This window comes from Simplicispira lacusdiani (assembly GCF_003604195.1).
In the GTDB taxonomy this organism is placed as follows: Bacteria; Pseudomonadota; Gammaproteobacteria; order Burkholderiales; family Burkholderiaceae_C; genus Simplicispira; species Simplicispira lacusdiani.
The window spans coordinates 49,445-71,641 of the sequence record NZ_QXGR01000001.1 but is presented as its reverse complement, the minus strand read 5'-3'; the positions used below and the strand labels follow the sequence as shown (position 1 = coordinate 71,641).

General features: G+C 68.3%; 19 protein-coding genes. 9 read left to right on the top strand and 10 right to left on the bottom strand.

Annotated features, from left to right (window positions below):
* The first annotated feature begins 72 nt into the window (after positions 1-72).
* Entirely contained in the window at positions 73-1,557 is a 1,485-nt protein-coding gene (gene ubiD, locus D8S75_RS00320; RefSeq protein ID WP_119963944.1) for a 4-hydroxy-3-polyprenylbenzoate decarboxylase, read from the top strand.
* Between the two features lie 61 nt (positions 1,558-1,618).
* Here ubiD and D8S75_RS00315 read toward each other — a convergent pair whose 3' ends face one another.
* The 8 genes from D8S75_RS00315 to D8S75_RS00280 are packed head-to-tail and all read right to left on the bottom strand — an operon-like array spanning position 1,619 to position 11,132.
* Positions 1,619-3,538 carry a 2Fe-2S iron-sulfur cluster-binding protein gene (locus D8S75_RS00315; RefSeq protein ID WP_119963943.1) on the bottom strand — a complete coding sequence of 640 codons (1,920 nt, stop codon included), beginning with the start codon at positions 3,536-3,538 and terminating at the stop codon, positions 1,619-1,621.
* Entirely contained in the window at positions 3,535-4,977 is a 1,443-nt protein-coding gene (locus D8S75_RS00310; RefSeq protein WP_232828805.1) for a cbb3-type cytochrome c oxidase subunit I, read from the bottom strand. The genes D8S75_RS00315 and D8S75_RS00310 overlap by 4 nt, the downstream gene beginning before the upstream one ends.
* Before the next feature lie 5 nt (positions 4,978-4,982).
* The gene (locus D8S75_RS00305; RefSeq protein WP_119963941.1) at positions 4,983-5,486 is read right to left on the bottom strand and encodes a hypothetical protein; all 504 of its coding nucleotides are present in this window, start codon (positions 5,484-5,486) and stop codon (positions 4,983-4,985) included.
* The gene (locus D8S75_RS00300; RefSeq protein WP_119963940.1) at positions 5,483-7,069 is read right to left on the bottom strand and encodes a hydrogenase iron-sulfur subunit; all 1,587 of its coding nucleotides are present in this window, start codon (positions 7,067-7,069) and stop codon (positions 5,483-5,485) included. The genes D8S75_RS00305 and D8S75_RS00300 overlap by 4 nt, the downstream gene beginning before the upstream one ends.
* Positions 7,070-7,082: 13 nt before the next feature.
* Entirely contained in the window at positions 7,083-7,937 is an 855-nt protein-coding gene (locus tag D8S75_RS00295; protein WP_119963939.1) for an SCO family protein, read from the bottom strand.
* Between the two features lie 22 nt (positions 7,938-7,959).
* Positions 7,960-8,859, bottom strand: coding sequence for a heme o synthase (cyoE, locus tag D8S75_RS00290; protein ID WP_119963938.1), 900 nt, complete (start codon positions 8,857-8,859; stop codon positions 7,960-7,962).
* Between the two features lie 14 nt (positions 8,860-8,873).
* Positions 8,874-10,574 carry a cbb3-type cytochrome c oxidase subunit I gene (locus D8S75_RS00285; protein WP_119963937.1) on the bottom strand — a complete coding sequence of 567 codons (1,701 nt, stop codon included), beginning with the start codon at positions 10,572-10,574 and terminating at the stop codon, positions 8,874-8,876.
* A gap of 18 nt (positions 10,575-10,592) precedes the next feature.
* Positions 10,593-11,132: a cupredoxin domain-containing protein gene (locus tag D8S75_RS00280; RefSeq protein ID WP_119963936.1), complete on the bottom strand. Its 540-nt coding sequence runs from the start codon at positions 11,130-11,132 to the stop codon at positions 10,593-10,595.
* 425 nt (positions 11,133-11,557) lie between these two features.
* Between D8S75_RS00280 and D8S75_RS00270 the strand changes: the two genes are divergently transcribed.
* On the top strand, positions 11,558-12,565 hold the full coding sequence (locus D8S75_RS00270; RefSeq protein WP_232828804.1) for a COX15/CtaA family protein: 1,008 nt from the start codon (positions 11,558-11,560) through the stop codon (positions 12,563-12,565).
* 31 nt (positions 12,566-12,596) lie between these two features.
* Positions 12,597-13,883 carry an acyl-CoA dehydrogenase family protein gene (locus D8S75_RS00265; protein WP_119963934.1) on the top strand — a complete coding sequence of 429 codons (1,287 nt, stop codon included), beginning with the start codon at positions 12,597-12,599 and terminating at the stop codon, positions 13,881-13,883.
* 5 nt (positions 13,884-13,888) lie between these two features.
* Here D8S75_RS00265 and D8S75_RS00260 read toward each other — a convergent pair whose 3' ends face one another.
* Positions 13,889-15,061 (bottom strand): GGDEF domain-containing protein, encoded by a 1,173-nt coding sequence (locus D8S75_RS00260; protein WP_232828803.1) that lies wholly within the window; start codon positions 15,059-15,061, stop codon positions 13,889-13,891.
* Positions 15,062-15,301: 240 nt separating this feature from the next.
* Between D8S75_RS00260 and D8S75_RS00255 the strand changes: the two genes are divergently transcribed.
* From D8S75_RS00255 to D8S75_RS00235, 5 genes are all read left to right on the top strand, one after another.
* Positions 15,302-15,913 carry a TetR/AcrR family transcriptional regulator gene (locus tag D8S75_RS00255; protein ID WP_119963933.1) on the top strand — a complete coding sequence of 204 codons (612 nt, stop codon included), beginning with the start codon at positions 15,302-15,304 and terminating at the stop codon, positions 15,911-15,913.
* Positions 15,910-17,061 carry an efflux RND transporter periplasmic adaptor subunit gene (locus D8S75_RS00250; protein ID WP_119963932.1) on the top strand — a complete coding sequence of 384 codons (1,152 nt, stop codon included), beginning with the start codon at positions 15,910-15,912 and terminating at the stop codon, positions 17,059-17,061. The genes D8S75_RS00255 and D8S75_RS00250 overlap by 4 nt, the downstream gene beginning before the upstream one ends.
* A complete protein-coding gene (locus D8S75_RS00245; protein ID WP_119963931.1) occupies positions 17,058-18,260 on the top strand; it encodes an ABC transporter permease in 1,203 nt (400 codons plus the stop codon). The genes D8S75_RS00250 and D8S75_RS00245 overlap by 4 nt, the downstream gene beginning before the upstream one ends.
* 170 nt (positions 18,261-18,430) lie before the next feature.
* A complete protein-coding gene (locus D8S75_RS00240) occupies positions 18,431-19,141 on the top strand; it encodes an ABC transporter ATP-binding protein (RefSeq protein WP_119963930.1) in 711 nt (236 codons plus the stop codon).
* A gap of 15 nt (positions 19,142-19,156) precedes the next feature.
* Positions 19,157-20,665, top strand: a complete 1,509-nt coding sequence (locus D8S75_RS00235; RefSeq protein WP_119963929.1) for an efflux transporter outer membrane subunit — start codon at positions 19,157-19,159, stop codon at positions 20,663-20,665.
* On the opposite strand, the gene D8S75_RS00230 is transcribed toward D8S75_RS00235, so the two are convergent.
* Positions 20,639-20,944: an ArsR/SmtB family transcription factor gene (locus D8S75_RS00230; RefSeq protein ID WP_306419004.1), complete on the bottom strand. Its 306-nt coding sequence runs from the start codon at positions 20,942-20,944 to the stop codon at positions 20,639-20,641. The two genes, D8S75_RS00235 and D8S75_RS00230, sit on opposite strands and share 27 nt — an antisense overlap.
* A gap of 190 nt (positions 20,945-21,134) precedes the next feature.
* On the opposite strand from D8S75_RS00230, the gene D8S75_RS00225 reads away from it, so the two are divergent.
* A complete protein-coding gene (locus tag D8S75_RS00225) occupies positions 21,135-22,190 on the top strand; it encodes an efflux RND transporter periplasmic adaptor subunit (protein WP_232828801.1) in 1,056 nt (351 codons plus the stop codon).
* Positions 22,191-22,197 lie beyond the last annotated feature (7 nt).

Here is a 22,197-nt window from a genome sequence, read left to right as displayed (position 1 = left end):
GTTTTTGCTATCAAATAGATAGCTTACAGCGCAGTACCATAGGGCGCTAGAGCCCAATTTCTCTTATATTCCATGCATTACAACGATCTGCGCGATTTCCTCCAGCAGCTCGAACAGCGCGGCGAGCTGCGCCGGGTGCGCGAGAGCGTTTCGCCCCACCTGGAGATGACGGCGCTGTGCGACCGGGTGCTGCGCGCGGGCGGCCCCGCCATCCTGTTCGAGAACCCCACGGGCCACAGCATGCCGGTGCTCGGCAACCTGTTCGGCACGCCCGAGCGCGTGGCGCGAGCCATGGGGGTGGAAAGCATCGCCGGGCTGCGGCCGTTCGGCGAGCTGCTGGCCTCGCTCAAGGAGCCCGAGGCGCCCAAGGGTTTCAAGGAGATGGTGGGCATGGGCAGCCTGCTCAAGACGCTGTGGAACATGGCGCCCAAGGAGCGCAGCAGCCCGCCGTGCCAGGAGGTGGTGTGGGAAGGTGCCGACGTGGACCTGGGGCGCCTGCCCATCCAGCACTGCTGGCCGGGCGACGTGGCGCCGCTGGTCACCTGGGGCCTGGTCATCACCCAGGGGCCGCACAAGGCGCGGCAGAACCTGGGCATCTACCGCCAGCAGGTGCTGGGGCGCAACAAGCTCATCATGCGCTGGCTCGCGCACCGGGGCGGCGCGCTCGATTTCCGCGACCACTGCGCCGCCAATCCCGGCCAGCCCTACCCGGTGGCGGTGGCGCTCGGGGCCGACCCCGCAACCATCCTCGGCGCCGTGACGCCCGTGCCCGACAGCCTGTCGGAATACCAGTTCGCCGGCCTGCTGCGCGGCGCGCGCACCGAGGTGGCGCCCGCTCTGGGCGTGCAGCTCCGCGTGCCGGCCAGCGCCGAGATCGTGCTCGAAGGGCACATCCAGCCCGACGCCACGCACGCCAGCGGCTGGGAGCACGCGCTCGAAGGGCCCTATGGCGACCACACGGGCTACTACAACGAGCAGGCCGAGTTTCCGGTGTTCACGGTGGACCGCATCACGCTGCGCAAGGACGCCATCTACCACTCCACCTACACCGGCAAGCCGCCCGACGAGCCCGCCGTGCTGGGCGTGGCGCTGAACGAGCTGTTCATCCCGCTGCTGCAGCGCCAGTTCCCGGAAATCGTGGATTTCTACCTGCCGCCCGAGGGCTGCAGCTACCGCATGGCGCTGGTGCGCATCAAGAAGGCCTACCCCGGCCACGCGCGGCGCGTGATGATGGGCGTGTGGAGCCACCTGCGCCAGTTCATGTACACCAAGTTCATCGTGGTGGTGGACGAGGATGTGGACGTGCGCGACTGGAAGGAAGTCATCTGGGCCATGACCACGCGCATGGACCCGCAGCGCGACACCATGTTCATTGAGCACACGCCCATCGACTACCTCGACTTTGCCTCGCCCGTGAGCGGCCTGGGCAGCAAGATGGGGCTGGACGCCACGAACAAATGGCCCGGCGAGACGCAGCGCGAATGGGGCCGCACCATCACCATGGATGCCGATGTGACGGCGCGCATGGACGCGCTGTACGAGTCCCTCGGCCTCTGACGAGGAAATAAAAAAGCGCCCGGCACCTTGACGGTGCCGGGCGCTTTTTCGTGGAGCCCGTTTACTGCTGCGCCGGGGCCGGGGCGGCCATCAGGAAGGCGTCGGAGAAGCAGGCGTCCTCGCCCAGGCCCTGGGCCAGGAAGGCCGGCACGGCGGTCTCCACCATCTTCACCGAGCCGCAGAGGTAAACCTCGTGGCCACTGAGGTCGGCGAAGTCCTTCAGCATGGCCTCGTGCACCAGGCCCGTGCGGCCGGTCCAGCCGTCGCCCTCGGAGGGCTCGGACACCACGGGCACCACGGTGAAGTTCGGGTGTTTCTGCTGCCACTGCTCGCACAGCTCCAGCATGTAGAGGTCCTTGCGCTGGCGCACGCCCCAGTACAGGCGCATGGGCCGCTGCACGCCGCGCTGGAAGGCGTCTTCGACGATGCTCTTGATGGGCGCGAAGCCGGTGGCGCCGGCCACGAACAGAATGGGGTGCATGCTGTCGCGCAGCGTGAAGCTGCCGCGCGGGCCCTCGAAGCGCAGGGTGTCGCCGACCTTCATGCCCTCGAACACATGGGTGGTGAAGCGGCCGCCGGGGATCAGGCGCACATGCAGCTCGATCTGGTCGCGCGTGTGCGGCGCGTTGGCGAACGAGAAGGCGCGGCGCTGGCCGTCGTCGAGCAGGATGTCGATGTACTGGCCGGCCTCGAAATCGAGCGCCTGGCCCTCGGGCAGGTCGATGAGCACGCGCATCACGTCCTCGGCTAGGCGTTCCAGGCCCGCCACCGTGCCGCTGTGCACCGTGGCGATGGTGGCGGTTTCGCTGGGGACGAAGCCGTCCACCTCGATGACCACATCGCCGCGCGGCACGGCGCAGCACATCAGGGCCTTGCCCTGCGCCTTGAGGGCGTCGGGCAGGGCGCTGCGCTGGTAGGGGCGGTGATCGACGCTGCCGTGCTCCACGCTGCACAGGCACAGGCCGCAGCCACCGTTGCGGCATTCATAGGGCAGGGCCAGGCCTTCGCGCAGGCCCGCGTCGAGGATGGTCTCGTCTGCGCGCACCTTGAATTCGGCGCTGGCGCCCTGGGCACCGTGCGCCACGACCAGGTGCTTGCGCTTCTCGCCCCGGCGGAACTTCGGCGGCCACCAGGGCAGCAGGGCGACGACCACGGTGCCGCCCACCACGAGCGCCCAGACCTTGCCCATGGACCATTCGTTGAGCAGCGGGAAGACGGCGAGGTAGAACCAGTCGAGCTTCACGTTGGTGACCGCGACGGCCAGGTTGGCCGCGCCGCCCTGGCTGTCCACCGGCAGCACCAGCGACAGCACGAACATGGACGCCAGCAGGCCCACCGCGATGGGGCGGGGCGGCGTGGTACGCGCCTTGGGCACGCGCTGCACGTGGATCCACATCACCATCAGCAGCACCAGCGGGATACCCAGGTGCATGAACGACAGCAGCGTGAAGAAACGGTCGCCGACGTGGTTCGAGTAGACGAAATTGCGCATCAGCGTGCCGCCGAAGCTCGGCAGCCAGTCGAGCCACTCGAAGCTGGCCACGGTGACGTACTGCGCAAGCTGGTCCCACGGCAGCATGTAGCCGTTGATGCCGGAGGCATAGACCATCCAGATCAGCAGCACGCCGGTCACCCACGAGAACCAGCGGAAGCCGTGGTACAGGTTGAACGCGAAGTAGCGCAGCATGTGCAGCATCATGGTCAGCACCATGGCGTCGGAGGCGTAGCGGTGGATGCTGCGCATGATGCCGCCCGCGAACCACTGGTCATGGGTCAGCGACATCACCGAGGGATAGGCCACGGAAACGCCGGTCTCGAAGAAGGCGTAGATATAGAGGCCGCTCGCGCCGACCACCCAGAACAGGAAGAAGGTGATGGCACCGAGGTGGTAGAGGGGGTTGATGCGGTCGCCGAACGCCGAGTTGAACAGTCCCTCGGCACGCAGGAACAGCCACTGCAGCAATGCCTGGAGTTGTTTCATCGTTGTGTCGTCCGTGATTGGCCCGCGGATGCGGGCGTGTTGCGAATGGCCTGGATCACCACGACGACGAACAGCAGTCCGCCGATGATGGCAATCAGGCCGCCCAGGCCCATGAGGCCCATGCCGGCCACTTCGGCGGTGCTGCGCAGCACCTGCTCGGCGCCGGCCACCTTGCGTTGCACGCCGTAGCCGCCCGACCAGACCAGGCCGATGATGTGCATCAGCTGGCCTGCGCCGTAAAGCCAGGGTTGCCAGGTGGCCAGGCGTCCCTGGGGCGTGGCGTAGCCCAGGGCTGGCAGCACCTTGTAGACCACGCCCATCAGGGCCAGCGTCACGCCGACGATGCAGCCGTGGTAATGCGCGGGAATGCGCACATTGCTGCCGTTGATGAAGACGCCGATCACGCCGCCGGCCGCGAACAGCAGCACGGAGGACAGCAGCGCCGCGCGCAGCGGGCGCATGGCGTCGTTCGCCAGGCGCTGGCGGGCCAGCGCGAAGACCACGGCCAGCCCCACGGGGACGATGGCGGGGCCGCCGCCCACGCGCATGGCCCAGGTCAGCAGGTTGCGGTGTTCGACCGAGGCCACGTCATGGGCCAGGTAGGCATAGGGGGTGACGAACACACCGGCCAGGGCCAGGCCGAACATCGCCAGCGTCACGCGCGGACTCAGCGGCACGTGGGCGCCGCAGGCATGCGCCAGCCAGAGCCATCCCACCAGCATGAGCAGCGTCCAGGTGAACTGCAGCGCGTGGCCGCCGCCCCAGAACAGGATTTCATAGTAGGCCTTGCCGTCGAGGCTCAGCGGCACGACCGCGGTGGACCAGGCAAACGAGAGCAGGGCCACGGCCGTGGCCACGGCGGCAGCGTTCAGGCCGAACGACAACGCGCCCTGGCCGCCAAAGCCGAACCCCAGCCGGGGCGCCGACAGCAGGCTGCGCAGCACCAGCACCGCCACGCCCACGCCGAAAACGACCAGGCCGCCGAGGAACAAGGGCGAGGACAGCACCGGGATGTAGTTGGCCATGACCGGCGCACCGGGATCGAGGAAGGGGGCCAGGGACATGGCGGCCGTCCCGGCGGCCGTGACCCACAGCGCCAGCCAGCCCCAGCCGGTGGCACGCTGCGATCCGTTGATGCTCCAGAGCAGTCCGCCCAGGGCGACGAACCACACCAGCACCGACAGGTCCACGTGCAGCACCAGCGAGATATGGAAGAAGTCGGCTGCGGGCAGCAGCTTGTTGATGCCTGGTGTCCGCGAGAAAACCAGCAGGATGGAGAACAGCCCGGAGCCGATCAAGGCGAGCAGGCCCAGCCAGAGCCAGCCACGCGCGAGCGTGCGGCGGGCGTCCTGCGGGACCGCCAGATCGTATTCGGCCTGTGATTGCACGGCGGGCAGTGGCGGACTGCCGCTGCCGTGGCCAAAGGTGTGCGTGGGCATGGCGGTCATGACAGGATGATCCCTCCCTCTTCGGCGTTGAAGTCGATCACCAGCACCTGGGCGGGCTTGAGCGTGATGGTGGAGTCATGCTGGTGCGTGAAACCCTCGACGGTCTTGTTGTCCCTCATGCGCACGGTGATGCGGTGCTCGCCTGCCGGAACGTCCACGCTGTGGTAAACGGTGGACGCCCCATCGCGGGACAGGCCCGAGGGGGGGGCGGTGCGTTGGAACACCGTCTTGCCGTCGATATCGAGTTCGATATGCACCGGCGAGCGCTCGCGCTCGCACTTCATCGGCGCGCGCATGTTGGGGGCCAGCTTGGCCAGCTCTTCCTTGGTGTAGGGCCGGCAGTCCGCGATGCGCACGCCATGGTGGACGAAGCTCACCTTGACCAGCGCGCGGTCTGGCTCCAGGGGGTGGTACAGGGGCCAGCGCGAAAAGATGCCGATCGCCAGTGCGAAAAGGCCGTACAGCAGGGCTTGGCCGGTCCAGGTGAAGGCTCGGGTCATGGGGTGCTCTCCAAGGGCAAGTTTGATTCGGGGGCGCCAGCGCGGGCGCGTAATTGATCCAATGCGGCGGCGAGCGCGGCTTCGTCGCCACGGTCGGCCCAGGCGACATGCCAGCGGTCGCGGGGCACCGAGGCGCGCAGATGGGGTTCGCGCGTGCCGTTCAGGCGCTGCTCTGTCCAGCGCTGGCCCAGCCGGAATTCGCAGCCGCCAGCGCGGCAGCCGCTGACCAGCACGCCATCGGCGCCGCCGCGCAGCGCGTATTCGATGAAGGAGGGCGGCAGCATGCCCGCGCACACCAGGCTGAAATGCAGCACGTCGGGTGCGGCCGTGGATGCGGCGCGCGCGCCGTGGTCACAGCCGAAGACCACGTAGCGGCGCGGGCCGGGCAGGGCAGCCAGGCCTTGCAGCAAGCGCTCGCGCAGGTCGTGTATGGGCGATTGCGGCATGTCGATCCCTGTGACCAGCCTTTCCGTGCTGCGGAAGGGCGTGGAGGAGGGGCAGGCGCCGACACAGATGCCGCAGCTCGCGCACAGGTCGGCATCAACGACCGCCAGCTCCACGCCGCGCCGCCCGTTGGTGTGCGGCACCATGGTGACGGCGGAGTAGGGGCAGTCGTCGAAGCAGCGCCGGCAGCCGCTGCAGTTGCCCGGGTCGACCACGGCCACGGGCTGCGCGCGCGCGGGCAGCAGTGGCAGTGCCAGCAGCGCGGCGAATGCCGCCACGAGCAGGGCCCACATCGCCATGGGGGATGTGGCATCCGTCAGCGGATGGATGAAGAGCAGTATCCAGTCGAGTTGCAGGTTCTGGGGCACCGTGGCCAGATTGGCGGGCCCCTGGCTGCGCACGGGAAGCACGAGCGCCAGCAACAGCAGGGTGGCCGTCGTGGCCAGCGCCATGGCGCGGGGCGGGAAGACGCGGGCACGGCTGATGCGCTGGATGTGGAACCACAGCCCGAACACCATCAGCAGGGGTACGCCCAGATGGACGAAGACGAACAGCGTGAACAGGCGGTTCAGGTTGGCGTCGCCGAGGAAATTGCGCGCCAGGGGCGATGCGAGGAAAGGCAGCGCGTCGAGCCACTCCGCCGTGGCGATCGCGGAAAACTGGCCCAGCTGGTCCCAGTTGAGCCAGAAGCCGCCAATGCCGCAGACAAAGGCCAGCGCGATCAGGGGGATGCCGGTCAGCCAGGGCACGGCGCGGAACCCCTTGTAGCGGCCGAGCACCCATTCGCGCGCGAGGTGCGCGAACATGACGATGACGAAGCCGTCGGCCGCGTAGCGGTGCAGTCCGCGCAGGGCCGTGCCCAGCATCCAGGGGACCTGTGCCAGGTCGTTGATGGACGGGTAGGCGCCCGCGGCCGAGGTGTCGAGGATGGCGTAGAGCACGACCCCGGTGGTCACCAGGAGCCAGAACAGCAGGAACCCTAGTGCGCCCAGGTGCTTGAGCGGGTTCAGCGCGCCGCCGAAGGGCGCATCGAAGGCATGCTCGATGGCGCGGTAGGCATCGGCAATGCGGGGAACCGGGGAGGTGGACTGCTGAGCGGGAAGGTCTTCGCGGACGAAGCCTGAACCAGAAGGCGACATTGAACGACGGGCGTCAGACGCGGCGCGCCCCTTTCGTGCGGGCGCCAGGTCGGTTCGAGCGCCATTCGTTGAAGAAAAACACCAGCATGAGGATGAAGAAGGTCACGCCGCCCGCAATCTGGATGGGCAGAGTGTAGTCCACGCGGTAGGAGCCGGTCTTGGGGTCGTAGACGGTGCACAGGATGCGCACGCGGTCCATCACGTCGTCCAGCATGGTGGCGGGCTCCACCGGGGCGCCGCTGAGCAGCAGCTTGATCGGTTCGCCGATCTCGGCGGGCATGATGCTCTCGCCGTAGATCTGGCGCACGATGCGGCCGTCGGCATCGAGCAGCGAAACCTGGAGCACATGGTCGAAGCCTGCCGGGGTGGGGGCGTAGACGAAGCCGAAATCCTTCGCGATGGCACCGATGGTGCTCATGGACGGGCTCAGGAATTCCCAGCTGGGCTGGTTGATCTGGTACTGGGCGGCGAATGCCTTGAGGGCCACGGGCGAATCATCGGGCTGGTTGAAGCCGATGCTCACCACATTGAACTGGTTGGTGCCGAAGACCTTCTGCAGGCCTTGCACGGTTTCCTGCAGCGAGCGCGTGGTGGTGGGGCAGACCTGGAAGCAGCCCGTGTAGATGAAGCTCACCAGCAGCGGCTTGCCGCGGTAGGAGGACAGGCGCACGGGCCGGCCCTCGCGGTCGAGCAGGGTGTGGTCGCCGACTTTGCGGCCGATCGCTTCCTGGCTGAGGCGCAGGGCCTGCTCGCGGTCCAGGCCCATGTCGGGAGACGACGCGGCCTGGGAAGAAAGGGGCAGCAGCAGGCCCATGGCAAGGCACAGCACCACCGCGAGGTATCCGCGAAGAAGAACTGTGGCGTGCATGGGGAATTCCTGCCGCTGGGAGTTATCGCATGAAGCCGTCGATGCAGGCGGCGACCAGCAGGACGCTCAACTGCACCAGCGATGCGAAGAAGGAACCCATGGCGGTGGCGCGGTTCGTATCGCGCGCCAGCAGCCAGGATTTGTGAACGAAATGCAGGCCGCCGGCAAGAGCGCCAACGGCATAGACCGGACCTGCGCCGAAGCCGATGGGCAGCAGCGAGGCCACGAACAGCGCCACCGTGCTGAACAGCACGGTGCGCGCGGCGCGCTCGGGACCGACAACGACCGGCAGCATGGGAACGCCCGCCTGTGCGTAATCGGCACGGTTGGCGATCGCCAGGCTCCAGAAGTGGGGTGGCGTCCAGAGGAACAGAACGAGGGCCAGCAGCATGGGCAGGGGGCCGAGCTGTGGGTCGATGGCGGCCGCACCCGCGAGCACGGCGAAGCTGCCCGCCAGGCCGCCAATGACGATGTTCATCGTGCTGCGGCGCTTCAGCCACAGGGTGTAGACCACCCCGTAGAAGAAGGCGCCCAGGAAGACGTACAGCGCGGCCATCCCGTTGAGCACCAGCCACGCCGCCGCCACCGCGCCCGCCAGCAGCACGGCCATGAGGGCCAGCCAGGCAGGGTGGTGGGGCAGCGCACCGGTGGCGAACGCGCGACCGCGCGTGCGCGCCATCAGGCGGTCGCTTTCATGCTCGACATACTGGTTGAACGCACCCGCGCTCGCCGACGCGATGAGCACCGACAGCGCCAGCACGAGGACCTGTGCCATGCTGGGCGAGGGGCCGGGCGAGACCGCCATGCCCACGAGCGCGGTAATCATGATCAGCACGCCAATGCGCAGCTTGAACAGCGAGATGACGTCGCGCGTCAACTGCGCTGCACTGCGCCCGGCGGGCTTGAGCGTGGTGGTGTGCATGGCGCAGTATCCGCTTAGCTGAGACTCCAGAGCTGGCCGAGGTACTTCCAGTTCACGAAGTAGTAGAGCACGAAGGTCACGAGGAAGAACATGGCCAGCACGAAGGTGCCAGGGGCCACGAAACCTGCGGAACCGTAGGTCTGTGCAGCAGCGGTGGGGGCGGCGCGCATCAGCGGGGTGAACTTGGCGCTCACGGTGCCGGTGTCGAGCTTCTTGCCCCACAGGAGGGAGCCGACGGTGATGTAGATGTAGATCGCGCCGCCGACGATGGCCACCAGGCCGCCGATGCCAACCAGACCCATCATCAGGTAGGCCGCGCCGGGCCACTCATAGGCCAGGGCCGCGCCGCTGAAGGCCATGTCCCAGTGACGGCGGGAAACGCCCAGCGTGCCGGCGCCCATCATCACGAGGCAGAAGAAGTACATCGAGAAGCCGAACAGGTAGGGCTGAATCCTGGCCAGGCCCGGGTTGATCATCTCGCGACGGAACAGCACGGGGATCAGGAAGTACGTCAGCGACATGAACGTCAGCGTCGTGCCGACCACCACGGTGGCGTGGAAGTGGCCAGGAACGTAAATGGTGTTGTGGATCAGCAGGTTCAGCTGTTCGGTACCCATCATCACGCCGGTGATGCCGCCCAGGAAGCCGAAGCCCACCAGGGAGATGAACACGCCGGAGAACACGGGGTTGCTCCAGGGTGCCTTGCGCAGCCACTCGAACAGGCCCTTGTCGTAGCCGCGGGCGCGCTGGGCCACTTCCATGGCGCCAGGAATCGACAGGGCGTGGATCATCGAGGCCAGCACGGCGAAGTACATGAAGTAGCTGGTGTTCACCACTTTCCACTCGGTGCTGATGCCGGGGTCGGCAAGCAGGTGGTGGGCGCTGGCGAGCTGCAGGAACAGGATGTACAGCAGGAAGGCGCCACGGCTGACGCGCTCGGACATGGGCTTGGCGCCAAAGGCGATGGCGGCCACGGCGTACCAGATCGAGATGTGGGCTGCCACGTTGATCTGTTGCGACGAGTGACCGAAGGCCCACCAGATGGTGCGGTAGACCAGCGGATCGACTTCGCTGATGAGGCCGATGGCCATCAGGAAGGTCGGGATCAGGATGATGGCGCCGGAGCTGATGGTGAACACGGCGATGATGGCGGCCGTGGTGGCACCGAAGGTCACCAGGGGCACCGAGCCTTCAAAGGTCTTCTCGCGCTTGGCGACGACCAGCGTGCCGAAGAACACGAAGCAGGCGATCAGCGCGCCGACGGCGAACAGGATCAGGCCCAGGTAGAACGACCAGTGCGCCATCATGGGCACATACGAGGTCATCATCACGCTGGAGCCGCCCTGGAACACCGAGACGTTGTTCATCACGGCGCCGACGACCATCAGCACGAAGGCCAGCCAGGCGATCTTGGGTGTCGCGATGCGGCATCGCAAGAGCGTGGACGAGGCGAAGTACAGAACGGCGACTTCGAAGAAGATGATCCAGAAGATCAGCATGTCGATGCCGTGGGCCGTGAGCACCATGTAGAAGGTGTCGGCGGCGAGCCAGTGAACGGCGGGCCAGCGCGTGAGCACCACGCCGATGGCCAGCAGACCGCCCACCAGCAGCGCCACCACGGCGACGAAGGCGTTGGCGATCATCAGTTTCTCGGCCTGGGCCTCGAATTGCAGGCCCGAGCGCGGGCAGGTGCGGTAAGTCGTAGCAGTAGTCATGTCAGTTCCTCCGCCCTATCACTTCACGTAGATGCGGCCCACCATCGCGTGGTGGTTGATGCCGCAGTACTCGTTGCAGACGATGGAGAAGGTGCCCGATTCGTTCGGCGTGAGCTTGATCACGTGCTCGTAGCCCGGCACCACTTGGATGTTGATGTTGGTGGGCTGCAGGGAGAAGCCATGGTTGTAGTCCATGGAGGTCAGATGCAGCTTGTAGGTCTTGCCCTTTTCCAGTTCAAGGATGGGCCACCAGTTCCACAGACGGCCGATCAGGTAGATGTCGGAGCCTTCCGGGGGCGCCACGACCGGCACCTTCTCGTCGGTTTCGGTGCGGACGGTGTGCTTGTCCACCATGGCCTGCGTCGCGGCCGTGAACTTGTCGGGGGTGGTCTTGTAGGTCTCGGTCGAGAGGTTCTGCTTGCCGTAGATATGCCACAGCACCATCATGAAGAACATGACCATGCACCAGATGAAGGCGATGCCGATCCAGACGGCTTCGAGGCGGTCTAGCGGGTGTTTCCACCACAGCCGCTCTGAGGGGGGAAGAATTGCGCTCATGGGTAAGGCTCCTTTACTTGGCAGCTGGGATGGTCAGGATGTCGATGACGCCCCACAGGTTGTACACAATCATGGGGATCATCACACCCAGGAACAGCAGCAGGAACGGGTTGTCCAACAGCTGTTGCATGAGCGGAACTTTCTCATTCTCATCTTCATGGTGGTTCATGTCTTCTCCTTGGTAAACCTGAAAGTACCTTACATTCTTGATCTGAAACGTCAAGAAAAGCATGATTTGAATCAATAGTTCATGGCGGATGAATAGTTAGCCGCGCCAGAAACAAGACGTAAGAATGTGCTGCGAAACGTGATTTCCAGTACACGACATGCATCTTTTGCCAGAGCGGATGGTCTGTCTATCGGGTGGCGTGTCAGTTTTGTAAGCTGTATTTTTTCGACAACAAAATCCACAGGAAACCTTGCGCATGTCCGATGAAGCGGCTAATCCCACCCTTCCTTCCTCCCGCCGGCGCCTGGAACTGCTGCGCCGCATGGCTTGGCTGTGCGCCGTGATGGTGCTGGTCATCACCAGCCTGAGCGCCTTCATCCGGCTGTCCAAGGCCGGGCTGGGTTGCGAGCCCTGGCCGCAGTGCTATGGGCAGGAACTGCGCGCGCAACAGCAGGGCGCGGCGGCACAGGAGGCCGATACCGCCACGGCGGCGGCCCGCCTCGCGCACCGCGTGATCGCGTCGAGCGCGCTGCTGTTGGTCCTGGTGATGGTGATGACGGCACTGGGGTCGCGCCCCGCGCTCTGGCCCCTGGGGCGCATGGCCCTGGGGCTCTTGTTCCTGGCGCTGTTCCTTGCGGTGCTGGGGCGGTGGACGGCCAATGCGCGCATCCCGGCGGTCACCCTGGGCAACCTGCTGGGCGGTTTTGCGATGTTCTCCCTCAGCGTGTGCATGGCGCTGGCGGCCGGCCGGGCGCCCGAGGGCCGGGGGCGCGATGCGGGCTCTGGCGTGGCGCGCTGGGCCTGGCTGGGCGCTGCAGCGCTGGTGCTCAATGTGGCGCTGGGAGGCATGGTCAGCGCCGGGTATGCCGGCTTGAGTTGCCCGCAGCTGGGTGGATGCGATACCAGCGCCGCCTCCTGGCAGACGCTCGACCCCTGGCACGAACCCCAGACCGGCGCGGCCCAGCCCGGCAATCCCGCGGGTGCGGGGGTGCATGCGCTGCACCGCGCGGGCGGTCTGCTGGTGGCGCTGCTGCTGCTGCCGCTAGCCGCCGCAGCCTGGCGCAGCGGGCGCCAAGCCGCCGCTGCCGCCGTGCTCGGCCTGCTGGCCCTGCAGGTGGCGCTGGGCGCGGGGCTGGTGCTGGGCGGCCTGCCCTTGGGCGTGGCCCTGGCGCACAACGTGGTGGCGGCACTGCTGCTGGCCGTGGTGCTGAGCCTTGCCACTACCAGCCCGAGGTCCGCAGCCGCGCTGTCACCTGCGTTGTGACAGGCGTCCTGCCGCTCTTCCACAATGCGGCATGGACTTCGCTCATTCCCCCAGGGCCCTGGAGTTGCGTCAGCGCCTGGATGCCTTCCTGCAGCGCTACCTGCTGCCCCACAACGCCGCTTGGCACCGCTCGGTGCAGGACGGCGTCTACCCGCCGCCATTCCTGGAGGACCTGAAGGCCCTGGCGCGCGAAGAAGGCCTGTGGAACCTGTTCCTGCCCGGCCTGCGTGATGGCGAGCCCGGCACCCGCCTGAGCAACCTCGAATACGCGCCGCTGGCCGAGTCCATGGGCCGGCTGCCCTGGGCGGCCGAGGTCTTCAACTGCAGCGCGCCCGACACCGGCAACATCGAGCTGCTGCACCGTTTCGCCAGCGATGCCCAGCGCAGCCAGTGGCTGGAGCCGCTGCTCGACGGCCGCATCCGCTCGGCCTTCGCCATGTCCGAGCCCGACGTGGCCTCGTCCGACCCGACCAACCTGCAGACCACGGTGCGGCGCGAGGGCGACGCGCTCGTGCTCAGCGGCCGCAAGTGGTTCATCACCGGCGCGGCGCATCCGCGCTGCCGGCTGCTGATCGTCATGTGCCGCAACGCCGGGGAAGAAAGCGGCGGCGTGCACCGCCAGCACAGCATGGTGCTGGTGCCGCTCGACGCGCCGGGCGTGCAGGTGCTGCGCAACATCGCCGTGCTGCACCACCATGCGCCCGAGGGCCACTGCGAGATCCTGCTCCAGGGTGTGCGCGTGCCCGCTCACCATCTGCTGGGCGGCTGGGGCGACGGCTTCGCCATGGCGCAGGCCCGCCTGGGGCCAGGGCGCGTGCACCACTGCATGCGCACCATCGGGCAGTGCGAACTGGCGCTGGCCCTGGCGGCCGAGCGCGCGCTGGAGCGCCAGACCTTCGGACGCTACCTGGCGGACCATGCCAACGTGCAGGATTGGCTGGCGGAGTCGCGCATCGAGATCGACCAGGCGCGCCTGCTGGTGCTGCAGACGGCCTGGCTGCTGGACCAGGGCGACGCGGTGGACGTGGCGCGCACGCGCGCCCAGGTGGCGGCCATCAAGGTCGTGGCGGCGCGGCTGCAGACCCGGGTGGTCGACCGTGCCATGCAGGTGTTCGGCGCCATGGGCCTGTCGCCCGACACGCCGCTGGCGCAGTTCTGGTCGTGGGGGCGGGCGCTGCACCTGATGGACGGCCCTGACGAGGTGCACTTGCGCAGCGTGGCCCGCCATGAACTTGCCCAGGCGCGCGCGCGCATGGGGGAGAGCAGCGCCTGGTTCACCACGCCCGAGCAATTGCAGGCGCCGCCGCGCCTGCGCTGAGCGCCCTAGATTTCCGGCCAGGTGCCGTGCCCGGCGTCCTGCGCGGAGGCGGTCTCCAGCGCGGCGCCATGCACCACCACGCGGTTGCGGCCGTGGGCCTTGGCCAGATAGAGCGCCTCGTCCGCGCGTTCCAGGATGCGTTCCACCGTTTCGCCGGGCTCCCCGATGGCCAGGCCGATGGAGACCGTGGCCCGCAGGACCCGCTCCGTAGCGCGTGTCTCCAGCGCCTGCACCGCCAGGCGCACGCGTTCGAGCAAGGGCGCCGCGCAGGCAGGATCGGTGTCGTAGAGCATCAGCACGAACTCTTCCCCGCCCCAGCGGGCCAGCACGTCCGTGCTGCGCAGGGTCGCCTGGACGGTGGCGGCGAAGGCCCGCAGCACCTGGTCGCCCATGGCGTGTCCGTGGTTGTCATTGATGTGCTTGAAATGGTCCAGGTCGAGCAGCGCCAGGATCAAGGGGCGTTCATTGCGCGCGCAGCGCAACTGCTCGACGGCCATGAGCTCGGTCATGCGGCGGCGGTTGACCAGGCCGGTCAGCTCGTCGTGCGTGGCCAGGTGGCCGATCTGCGCGAGCGCGCCGGTGAGCGCCTGTTTCTGCCGCGTCAGGCGCCTGCGGATGCGCTGCAGCCGGATCGCGATGAAGGTGCTGCCGATGAGCACCAGCACGATCATGGCGGCGTAGGCCAGCTCCAGCGCGGGTTTGCGGCCGGGCTCATCCATCCAGGCCACGGCGACGAAGGCGGCGGCGAACACCCCCAGCGCGAAGAGCATGTTGGCCGCCAGCTGGCGCGGCGACATGCCGAAGATGCCGAACATCAGCACCAGCGAAAGGATCACGGGCGTGATGCCCCGCGCCTCGCCCAGGATGGCGTAGCCCGCGGCGTTGCACGCCAACGCATAGCGGATCTGGACCTGGGTGAGTGACGGGTCCCGCAGCCGCAGCGACCAGCCGCTGCGGATGGCCGCCAGCTGCAGGGCCAGGCCTGAGAGAGTGATCAGTGTCCACCAGCCCACCCAGTCCTGGCGCGCTAGGCCGGCCAGGGCCATCAGGTTCACGATGGCGGCGCAGCACAGCATCAGCAGCGCGGCGAATCCGGCCATCGCAAGGCGGATGCGCTGGCGCGGATCGGTGGTCAGAAGCCAATCGGCCAGCGCCTGGGCGCGCGCACCGTGGGGCATGTCGTGTCTTCCTGAAATGACGGGAACAGAGCCTGCGGCCGCGCCCTGGCATGCCTCCAGGCCACGGCCTCCGGGGATTCTAGGGAGCGATGGAGTGGGGGCAATAGGGGAAAGGCCTTCCATGGTGGCGGGTCGACCGCCATGGGTGACCCTTCTTGCGCCATGGATCTGCCACGTCTGATTGAAAAAAGAGGTTGAATCTATAAGATAGTAATAGATTACTTACATTCGATCGACACCATGGCCCCTACCCATGCCAAGCACCTGCCCGCCGAAGAGCGGCGGGCAGCCACTGTGGACGCCTTCGTGGAATTGGCGGCCACGCAGAACCCGAGTGAGATCACAACCACCGCCATCGCGCAGCACATGCAGGTCACCCAAGGTGCGCTGTTTCGTCACTTCTCCAGCAAGGACGCCATTCTCCAGGCTGTCATGGAATGGGTGGCCGAGCAACTGCTGGCGCGCATCGATCGGGCGGCGCAGGGACACGCCACAGCGATCGCGTCCCTGCAGGCGATGTTCATGGCCCATGCCGATTTCGTCACGCAGCATCCGGGCGTGCCGCGCATGATGTTTGGCGAATTGCAGCGCGCTGGCGAAACCCTGCCCAAGCGCATGGTGCAGACCTTGCTGGTGCGCTATGGCGAGCGTCTGCGTCGACTGATGGAGGAGGGCCGCCAACGCGGCGAGCTTGACCCGGCCCTCGATGACGGGGCGGCAGCCACCCTGTTCATCGGCACCATTCAGGGACTGGTCATGCAATCCATGCTCGCGGGCGACGTGGGCCGCATCCGCCGCGACGCCCCCCGTGTCTTTGCCATCTACCAACGTGGCATCCGGAGCGCGCCATGAACCGTCTTCCCATGCAACAACGCACGCTGGCCGTGCTGGCCGTCGTGCTGCCGCTGCTTGCGCTGTTCGTCTACTTGGCACTGCGTTCGGGCCCGCTGGCCCCGGTGGATGTCACGGTGGCAACAGTGGAGAGCCGGTCGGTCACGCCGTCACTGTTCGGTATCGGCACCGTGGCGGCGCAACGTACCTACCGGATCGGCCCCACGGTCGCGGGCCGGCTGCGGAGGCTCGATGTGGAGGTGGGTGAGAGCGTGAAACCCGGCCAGCAGCTGGGCGAGATGGACCCCGTGGACCTGGACGAACGCCTGCGCGCGCAAGAGGCCGCCGCGCGGCGCGCACAGGCGAGCCTGCAGGAGGCGCAGGCTCGCCAGCAGCACGCACAGGCGCAGGCTCAGCGCTACCGCGACCTGCTGGCAGCCCGGTCCACCAGTGAGGAGCTGGCCGCCGCGCGCCAGCAGGACTTGCTGGTGGCCAACGCTGCACTGGAGGCGGCGCGTGCCGAGGCCGAGCGCCTGCGCGCGGAGCAGGCCGCCCTGCGCGCGCAACGGGCCAGCCTCCGGTTGTTGGCGCCTGCCGCCGGCCAGGTGACAGCACGTCTGGTGGAACCGGGTAGCGCCGTGGTCCCCGGACAGACCGTGGTCGAGGTGATCGATCCGTCCAGCGTGTGGATCCATGCGCGCTTTGACCAGGGCAGTGCCAGCGGCCTGACCGCCGGACTGCCCGCTCGCGTGTCGCTACGCTCTACGGGCGACAAGGTATGGCCGGGCCGCGTGCTGCGCGTCGAGCCCCTGGCCGACGCCGTTACCGAAGAAACACTCGCCAAGGTCACGTTGGACAGCACGCCACGGGCGCTGCCGCCGCTGGGCGAGCTGGCCGAGGTCACGGTGGCCTTGTCCGAGGTGCCGGCCGCACCTGCCATTCCCAATGCCGCGTTGCGGCGCGTGAACGGGCAGATGGGGGTGTGGCGGCTCGACGGTGGGCAAACGCACTTCACGCCCGTGCAGACCGGGGCTGCTGATCTGGACGGCCATGTGCAGGTGCGCGCAGGCCTGAAGGAGGGCGAGCGCGTCGTGGTCCACAGCGCCAAGACCCTGAACGAGGGCAGCACGCTCAAGGTGGTCGAGCACATCGCTGGAGCGGCACGATGATCAGCCTGGCCGGGCGCGACATCCTGCATGCCTGGGGCAAGTTCGTCTTCACCGGCGTCGGCCTGGGCCTGCTCATCGGCGTGACGCTGACCATGGCAGGTGTCTACCGGGGAATGGTGGACGATGGTCGCGCGCTGCTGGACAACAGCGGCGCCGATCTCTGGGTGGTGCAGCAGGGCACGCTGGGCCCCTACGCCGAATCCTCCAGCGTGCATGACAGCACCTGGCGCGGCATCGTGGCGTTGCCGGGTGTCTTGGAGGCGGCCAATGTCACCTACCTCACCATGCAGGTGCGCAAGGACGGTAGCGACGTGCGCGCCATGGTGGTCGGTATCGCGCCCGGCGATGCGGGCGCGCCGGGCTGGCCGCCGTACCTTGTGGCCGGACGCCACATCACGCGCAGCCACTATGAGGCCGTGGCCGACATCGCCAGCGGGCTGGCGCTGGGCGCGCGGATCCAGATCCGGCGCAACTTCTACACCGTGGTGGGCCTGACGCGGCGCATGGTTTCGTCCAGCGGCGACCCCATGGTGTTCATCCCGCTCAAGGACGCGCAGGCGGCGCAGTTCCTTAAGGACAACGACGCCATCTGGCAAGGCCGTCGGCGCACCGAGGAGAACCCCGCCTTTAACCGACCCGGCGTGCCCGGGTTGCTGGAGGCAGTGATCGCCTCGCAGAGCAGCAACCCCACTGTGAACGCCGTGCTGGTGCGCACCCGGCCCGGGTACGACCCGGAGGAGGTGGCGCAGTCGATCCGCCGCTGGAAGCACCTCACGGCCTACACCCGGCCCCAGATGGAGGAGATCTTGGTGGGCAAGCTCATCGCCACCTCTGCCAAGCAGATCGGCATGTTCCTGGCCATCCTGGCCGTGGTCAGCGCGGCCATCGTGGCCTTCATCATCTACACGCTCACACTGGGCAAGATCCGCGAGATCGCCGTGCTCAAGCTCATTGGCACGAAGAACCGCACCATCGCCGGCATGATCGTGCAGCAGGCGCTGGGCCTGGGGCTGATCGGTTTTGTGGTGGGCAAGATTACCGCCACCTTCATGGCGCCGGCCTTTCCCAAATACGTGCTGCTGATCCCGCAGGACACGGTCACCGGACTGGTGGTCATCCTGGTCATCTGCGTGCTGGCCAGCGGGATCGCCATCCGGGCGGCCTTGCGCGTCGATCCGGCCGAAGCGGTGGGAGGCTGAAGTGCGACGACATCCCCCTGAGCCGCTGCGCGCTTTCCTCCTTCTCTCGGCTTCGCCGGGACGATGGACGACGCCAGCACGGCGGGGCGGCCCTTGCGCGGCGTCCGCTGGTCTTGGGCCGCGCCCGTTTTATATGTTGTGGCTTGCGCAATGCGCCTTGGATCGCTGACATGGAACACGCAGGAATACGGATTAAAGGGCTGCGCAAGCGCTATGGCCAGGGCGATACCGCCGTGGACGCGCTCAAGGACGTCAACATGGCCGTCGCGCCCGGCGAGGTGGTCGGGCTGATCGGCCCCTCGGGCTCGGGCAAGAGCACCTTGCTCAAGTGCCTGGGCGCGGTGATCGAACCGAGTGCCGGGCGCATGACGCTGGGCGATGAGGTGATCTACGACAACGGCTGGAAAACCCGCGACCTGCGCGCGCTGCGGCGCGACCGCATCGGCTTTGTCTTCCAGGCGCCCTACCTGATTCCGTTCCTCGACGTGACCGACAACGTCGCGCTGCTGCCCATGCTGGCCGGCGTGCCCAACAAGGAAGCGCGCCAACGCGCGCTGGAGTTGCTGCAGGCGCTGGACGTGCAGCACCGGGCCCGCGCCATGCCGGCACAGCTTTCGGGCGGCGAGCAGCAGCGCGTGGCCATCGCGCGCGGGCTGGTGAACCGCCCGCCGGTCATCCTGGCCGACGAGCCCACGGCGCCGCTCGACAGCGAGCGCGCGCTGGCCGTGATCCGCATCCTCAACGACATGGCCCGCCGCTTCGAGACCGCCATCATCGTCGTCACGCACGACGAAAAGATCATCCCCACCTTCCGGCGCATTTACCACATCCGCGACGGCGTCACGCACGAGGAAGCGGGCGAAGGGCGCGCATTTGTCTGACACCAGGAGGCCTGCATGTTGAAGTACCCGTGGAACCGTTTCCAGGCCATGGTGCCCGCCAGCCGCTGGGCCGTGTGGACCGGGGCCGCCTTGCTCGCGGGCTGCGCTGCCGGGCCGGACTTCCGGCCCCCGGAGCCACCCGCAGACGCGGGGGCGCTGACCACGCCTGTCCGCGCGCAGACGGCATCGGCCGCCGCCCCGCTGGGCGGTGCGCAGCATTGGAGCGAGCGCATGGATCTGGGCGCGCCCTGGTGGCGCCAGCTCGGGTCGCAGCCTCTCGACGCGCTGATCGACGAGGCACTCGCCGCCAGCCCCACGCTGGCCGCCGCGCAAGCCACGCTGCGCCAGGCGCAGGAGCTGCAATCGGCCCAGACTGCGGCACTGGAGCTGCCGCGCGCCGACCTCGCGCTGGGCAGCCAGCGCCAGCGCACGTCGCCCAGCGCGCAGGGGCAAACCGGGCCGGGCCGTGAATTCAGCCTGCACAGCGCCAGCGTGGGCGTGCAGTACCAGCTCGATCTGGCGGGCGGCAACCGGCGTGCGCTCGAAGCCGTGGCCGCCCGCACCGAGCACCGGCGCTACCAGCTCGAAGCCGCGCGCCTGGGCCTGGCGGCCAGCGTGGCCACGGCCGCCATCGCGCAGGCGCGGCTGGCGGCACAGGGCGAGGCGCTGCAGGCGCTCGCGGACAACCAGGAGCGGCAATGGGCGCTGGCCCGCGAGCGCGTGCGATTGGGCCAGGCCGTGCCCGATGAAGCCTTGGCCTTGCAGGCGCAGTGGGAGCAAACCCGCTCCGGTCTGCCCCTGCTGCGCAAGCAGCAGCAGCAGGCGGGCCACCTGCTGGCCATGCTGGCGGGCCGCGCGCCCGGCGCCGCCGCGCCGCCAGCGTTCACGCTGGGCGACTTCCGGCTGCCCGAGGCCCTGCCGCTGGTCGTGCCGTCGGAGCTGGTGCGCCAACGGCCCGATATCCAGGCCGCGCAGGCCCTGATGCAGGCCGCCAGCGCCGACCATGGCGTGGCCGTGGCGCGCCTGTACCCGCAGATCCGCCTCAGCGCCAGCCTGGGCAGCCAGGCGCTGAGCACCGGCGCGCTGTTCGGCGGCGGGTCGGCGGTGTGGACGCTGGTCGGGCAGCTCACGCAGCCTCTGTTCAATCCGGCCCTGCCGGCCGAACGGCGCGCGGCGCTGGCCGCCCTCGACGCGGCCGCGGCCAACTACCAGGTGGTGGTGCTCGACGCCCTGCGCGGCGTGGCAGACGCCATGCGTGCGGTCGAAGGCGATGCCGAGGCGCTGGCCGCGCTGGCACGCGCCGATGCCGCCGCCCAGGGCAGCCTGCAGTCCATGGAGCGCCAGCACGCGCTGGGTTCCGCCAGCTACCTGCAGCTGCTGGTGGCGCAGCAGCAGGCGGTGCAGGTGCGCAGCAACCTGGTGGCGGCGCAGGCGCAACGCCTGGCCGACAGTGCCTTGTTGTTCCAGGCCGTGGGCGCGGGCTGGGAGGGTGCGGCGTCAGTCGCCGCCCTGGACGGGCGCTGATCCAGCCCGCCGGCGCTCGAAGTGGCGGCCAATGTGCTCGCACACCCGGTCGCACAGCACATCCACCACGCCATCGGCCCGGCGGTAGCAGGCGTTCGGGCCCCGCATTTGGCGCAACACCAGTCCGTGGCGCGCCAGCAGCGCCAGGTGGCGCGACACATTCGCCAGGCTGCAGCCGCACAGCCGCGCCAGTTCACCGACGTTCCGCTCCTCCTGCCCCAGCGACTGCAGGATCAGCAGACGGGTGGGCTCACCCAACACCCGGAAATGCGCCGCCACCTCGTCCAGCAACGCATCCGGGAGTCGGGACCCGAGGCGGCAGTCAGAAGAAGGGGGGTGCTTGGCATCCGAGCCTTTCGGGAAAATAATCAAGTCATTGACTATTTAATTATTTGCGCAAATAATACCGTAAACAAACCGGATGGACCAGCCCTGTCTGCTAGGCAGGGCACGACAAGAAAGAATGACCATGCAGAAGATCCCGACGTTCTTCCAGACCCTGGCTGTCGCGTTGCCCCTGACCATGGCGCTGCCGCTCGCGCTGGCGGGCGCTGCCGAGGCGGCAGAACCGGGCGCCGTGCCCGCGCAGGCCGTGGCGCTGCAGGGCCGCACCGCCTACGACGCCGTGGTCGAAGCCGTGCGCCAGACCGTGATCGCCGCGCAGGTGCCTGGCGCCGTGGTCGAGCTCAACGTCAAGGCGGGCGACCAGGTCAAGGCCGGGCAGTTGCTGCTGCGCATCGATGCCCGCGCGGCCGACCAGAGCGCCGCCGCCAGCGATGCCCAGGTGCAGGCGGCCCGCGCAGCGCTGGATGTCGCCACGCGCGAGTACGAGCGCCAGAAGCAGCTGCACCAGAAGAAGTACATCAGCCAGGCGGCGCTGGACCGGGCCGAGTCCGAATTCAAGGCCACCAGCGCGCAGGTGGCCGCGCAAATGGCCCAGGCCGGTGCCGCGCGCACCCAGACCGGTCTGCACACCGTGCGCGCGCCCTACGCGGGCGTGGTGGCGGAGGTGCCCGTGGCACTGGGGGACATGGCCATGCCCGGCCGCCCGCTGCTCACGTTGTACGACCCCGGCGCGCTGCGCGTGACCGCGGCCGTGCCGCAATCGGCGGCGGGCAGCGTGCAAGGCGACGCGGTGCGGGTCGAGCTGCCCGGCCTGCCCGCAGACCGGCAGTGGCCGCGCGCCGAGCGCGTGCAGGTGCTGCCCACGGTGGACCCGGCCACGCACACGGTGCAGGTGCGCGCCGAGCTGGGCGCCGGCCCGCAGGGCGCCGTGCCCGGTATGTTCGCGCGCCTGTGGCTGCAGGGTGCGGCGCAGGGCGGCCCGAGCGTCACCGTGCCCCTGGGCGCCATCGTGCGCCGCGCCGAGCTGACGGGCGTCTACGTGCAGGGCGAGGGCGGCAAGCCGCTGCTGCGCCAGGTGCGCCTGGGGCGCGCCGAGGGCGACCGCGTCGAAGTGCTCAGCGGCGTGGCGCCGGGCGAGCCCGTGATCGCCGATCCGCAGTCCGCGCTGCGCGCACGCTGAAAGGCCG

What these genes read in the sequence shown, in the direction of transcription:
- ubiD (WP_119963944.1), top strand. Translation starts at nt 73, where the DNA reads ATGCATTACAACGATCTGCGCGATTTCCTCCAGCAGCTCGAACAGCGC.
- D8S75_RS00315 (WP_119963943.1), bottom strand. Translation starts at nt 3,538, where the DNA reads ATGAAACAACTCCAGGCATTGCTGCAGTGGCTGTTCCTGCGTGCCGAG.
- D8S75_RS00310 (WP_232828805.1), bottom strand. Translation starts at nt 4,977, where the DNA reads ATGCCCACGCACACCTTTGGCCACGGCAGCGGCAGTCCGCCACTGCCC.
- D8S75_RS00305 (WP_119963941.1), bottom strand. Translation starts at nt 5,486, where the DNA reads ATGACCCGAGCCTTCACCTGGACCGGCCAAGCCCTGCTGTACGGCCTT.
- D8S75_RS00300 (WP_119963940.1), bottom strand. Translation starts at nt 7,069, where the DNA reads ATGTCGCCTTCTGGTTCAGGCTTCGTCCGCGAAGACCTTCCCGCTCAG.
- D8S75_RS00295 (WP_119963939.1), bottom strand. Translation starts at nt 7,937, where the DNA reads ATGCACGCCACAGTTCTTCTTCGCGGATACCTCGCGGTGGTGCTGTGC.
- cyoE (WP_119963938.1), bottom strand. Translation starts at nt 8,859, where the DNA reads ATGCACACCACCACGCTCAAGCCCGCCGGGCGCAGTGCAGCGCAGTTG.
- D8S75_RS00285 (WP_119963937.1), bottom strand. Translation starts at nt 10,574, where the DNA reads ATGACTACTGCTACGACTTACCGCACCTGCCCGCGCTCGGGCCTGCAA.
- D8S75_RS00280 (WP_119963936.1), bottom strand. Translation starts at nt 11,132, where the DNA reads ATGAGCGCAATTCTTCCCCCCTCAGAGCGGCTGTGGTGGAAACACCCG.
- D8S75_RS00270 (WP_232828804.1), top strand. Translation starts at nt 11,558, where the DNA reads ATGTCCGATGAAGCGGCTAATCCCACCCTTCCTTCCTCCCGCCGGCGC.
- D8S75_RS00265 (WP_119963934.1), top strand. Translation starts at nt 12,597, where the DNA reads ATGGACTTCGCTCATTCCCCCAGGGCCCTGGAGTTGCGTCAGCGCCTG.
- D8S75_RS00260 (WP_232828803.1), bottom strand. Translation starts at nt 15,061, where the DNA reads ATGCCCCACGGTGCGCGCGCCCAGGCGCTGGCCGATTGGCTTCTGACC.
- D8S75_RS00255 (WP_119963933.1), top strand. Translation starts at nt 15,302, where the DNA reads ATGGCCCCTACCCATGCCAAGCACCTGCCCGCCGAAGAGCGGCGGGCA.
- D8S75_RS00250 (WP_119963932.1), top strand. Translation starts at nt 15,910, where the DNA reads ATGAACCGTCTTCCCATGCAACAACGCACGCTGGCCGTGCTGGCCGTC.
- D8S75_RS00245 (WP_119963931.1), top strand. Translation starts at nt 17,058, where the DNA reads ATGATCAGCCTGGCCGGGCGCGACATCCTGCATGCCTGGGGCAAGTTC.
- D8S75_RS00240 (WP_119963930.1), top strand. Translation starts at nt 18,431, where the DNA reads ATGGAACACGCAGGAATACGGATTAAAGGGCTGCGCAAGCGCTATGGC.
- D8S75_RS00235 (WP_119963929.1), top strand. Translation starts at nt 19,157, where the DNA reads ATGTTGAAGTACCCGTGGAACCGTTTCCAGGCCATGGTGCCCGCCAGC.
- D8S75_RS00225 (WP_232828801.1), top strand. Translation starts at nt 21,135, where the DNA reads ATGCAGAAGATCCCGACGTTCTTCCAGACCCTGGCTGTCGCGTTGCCC.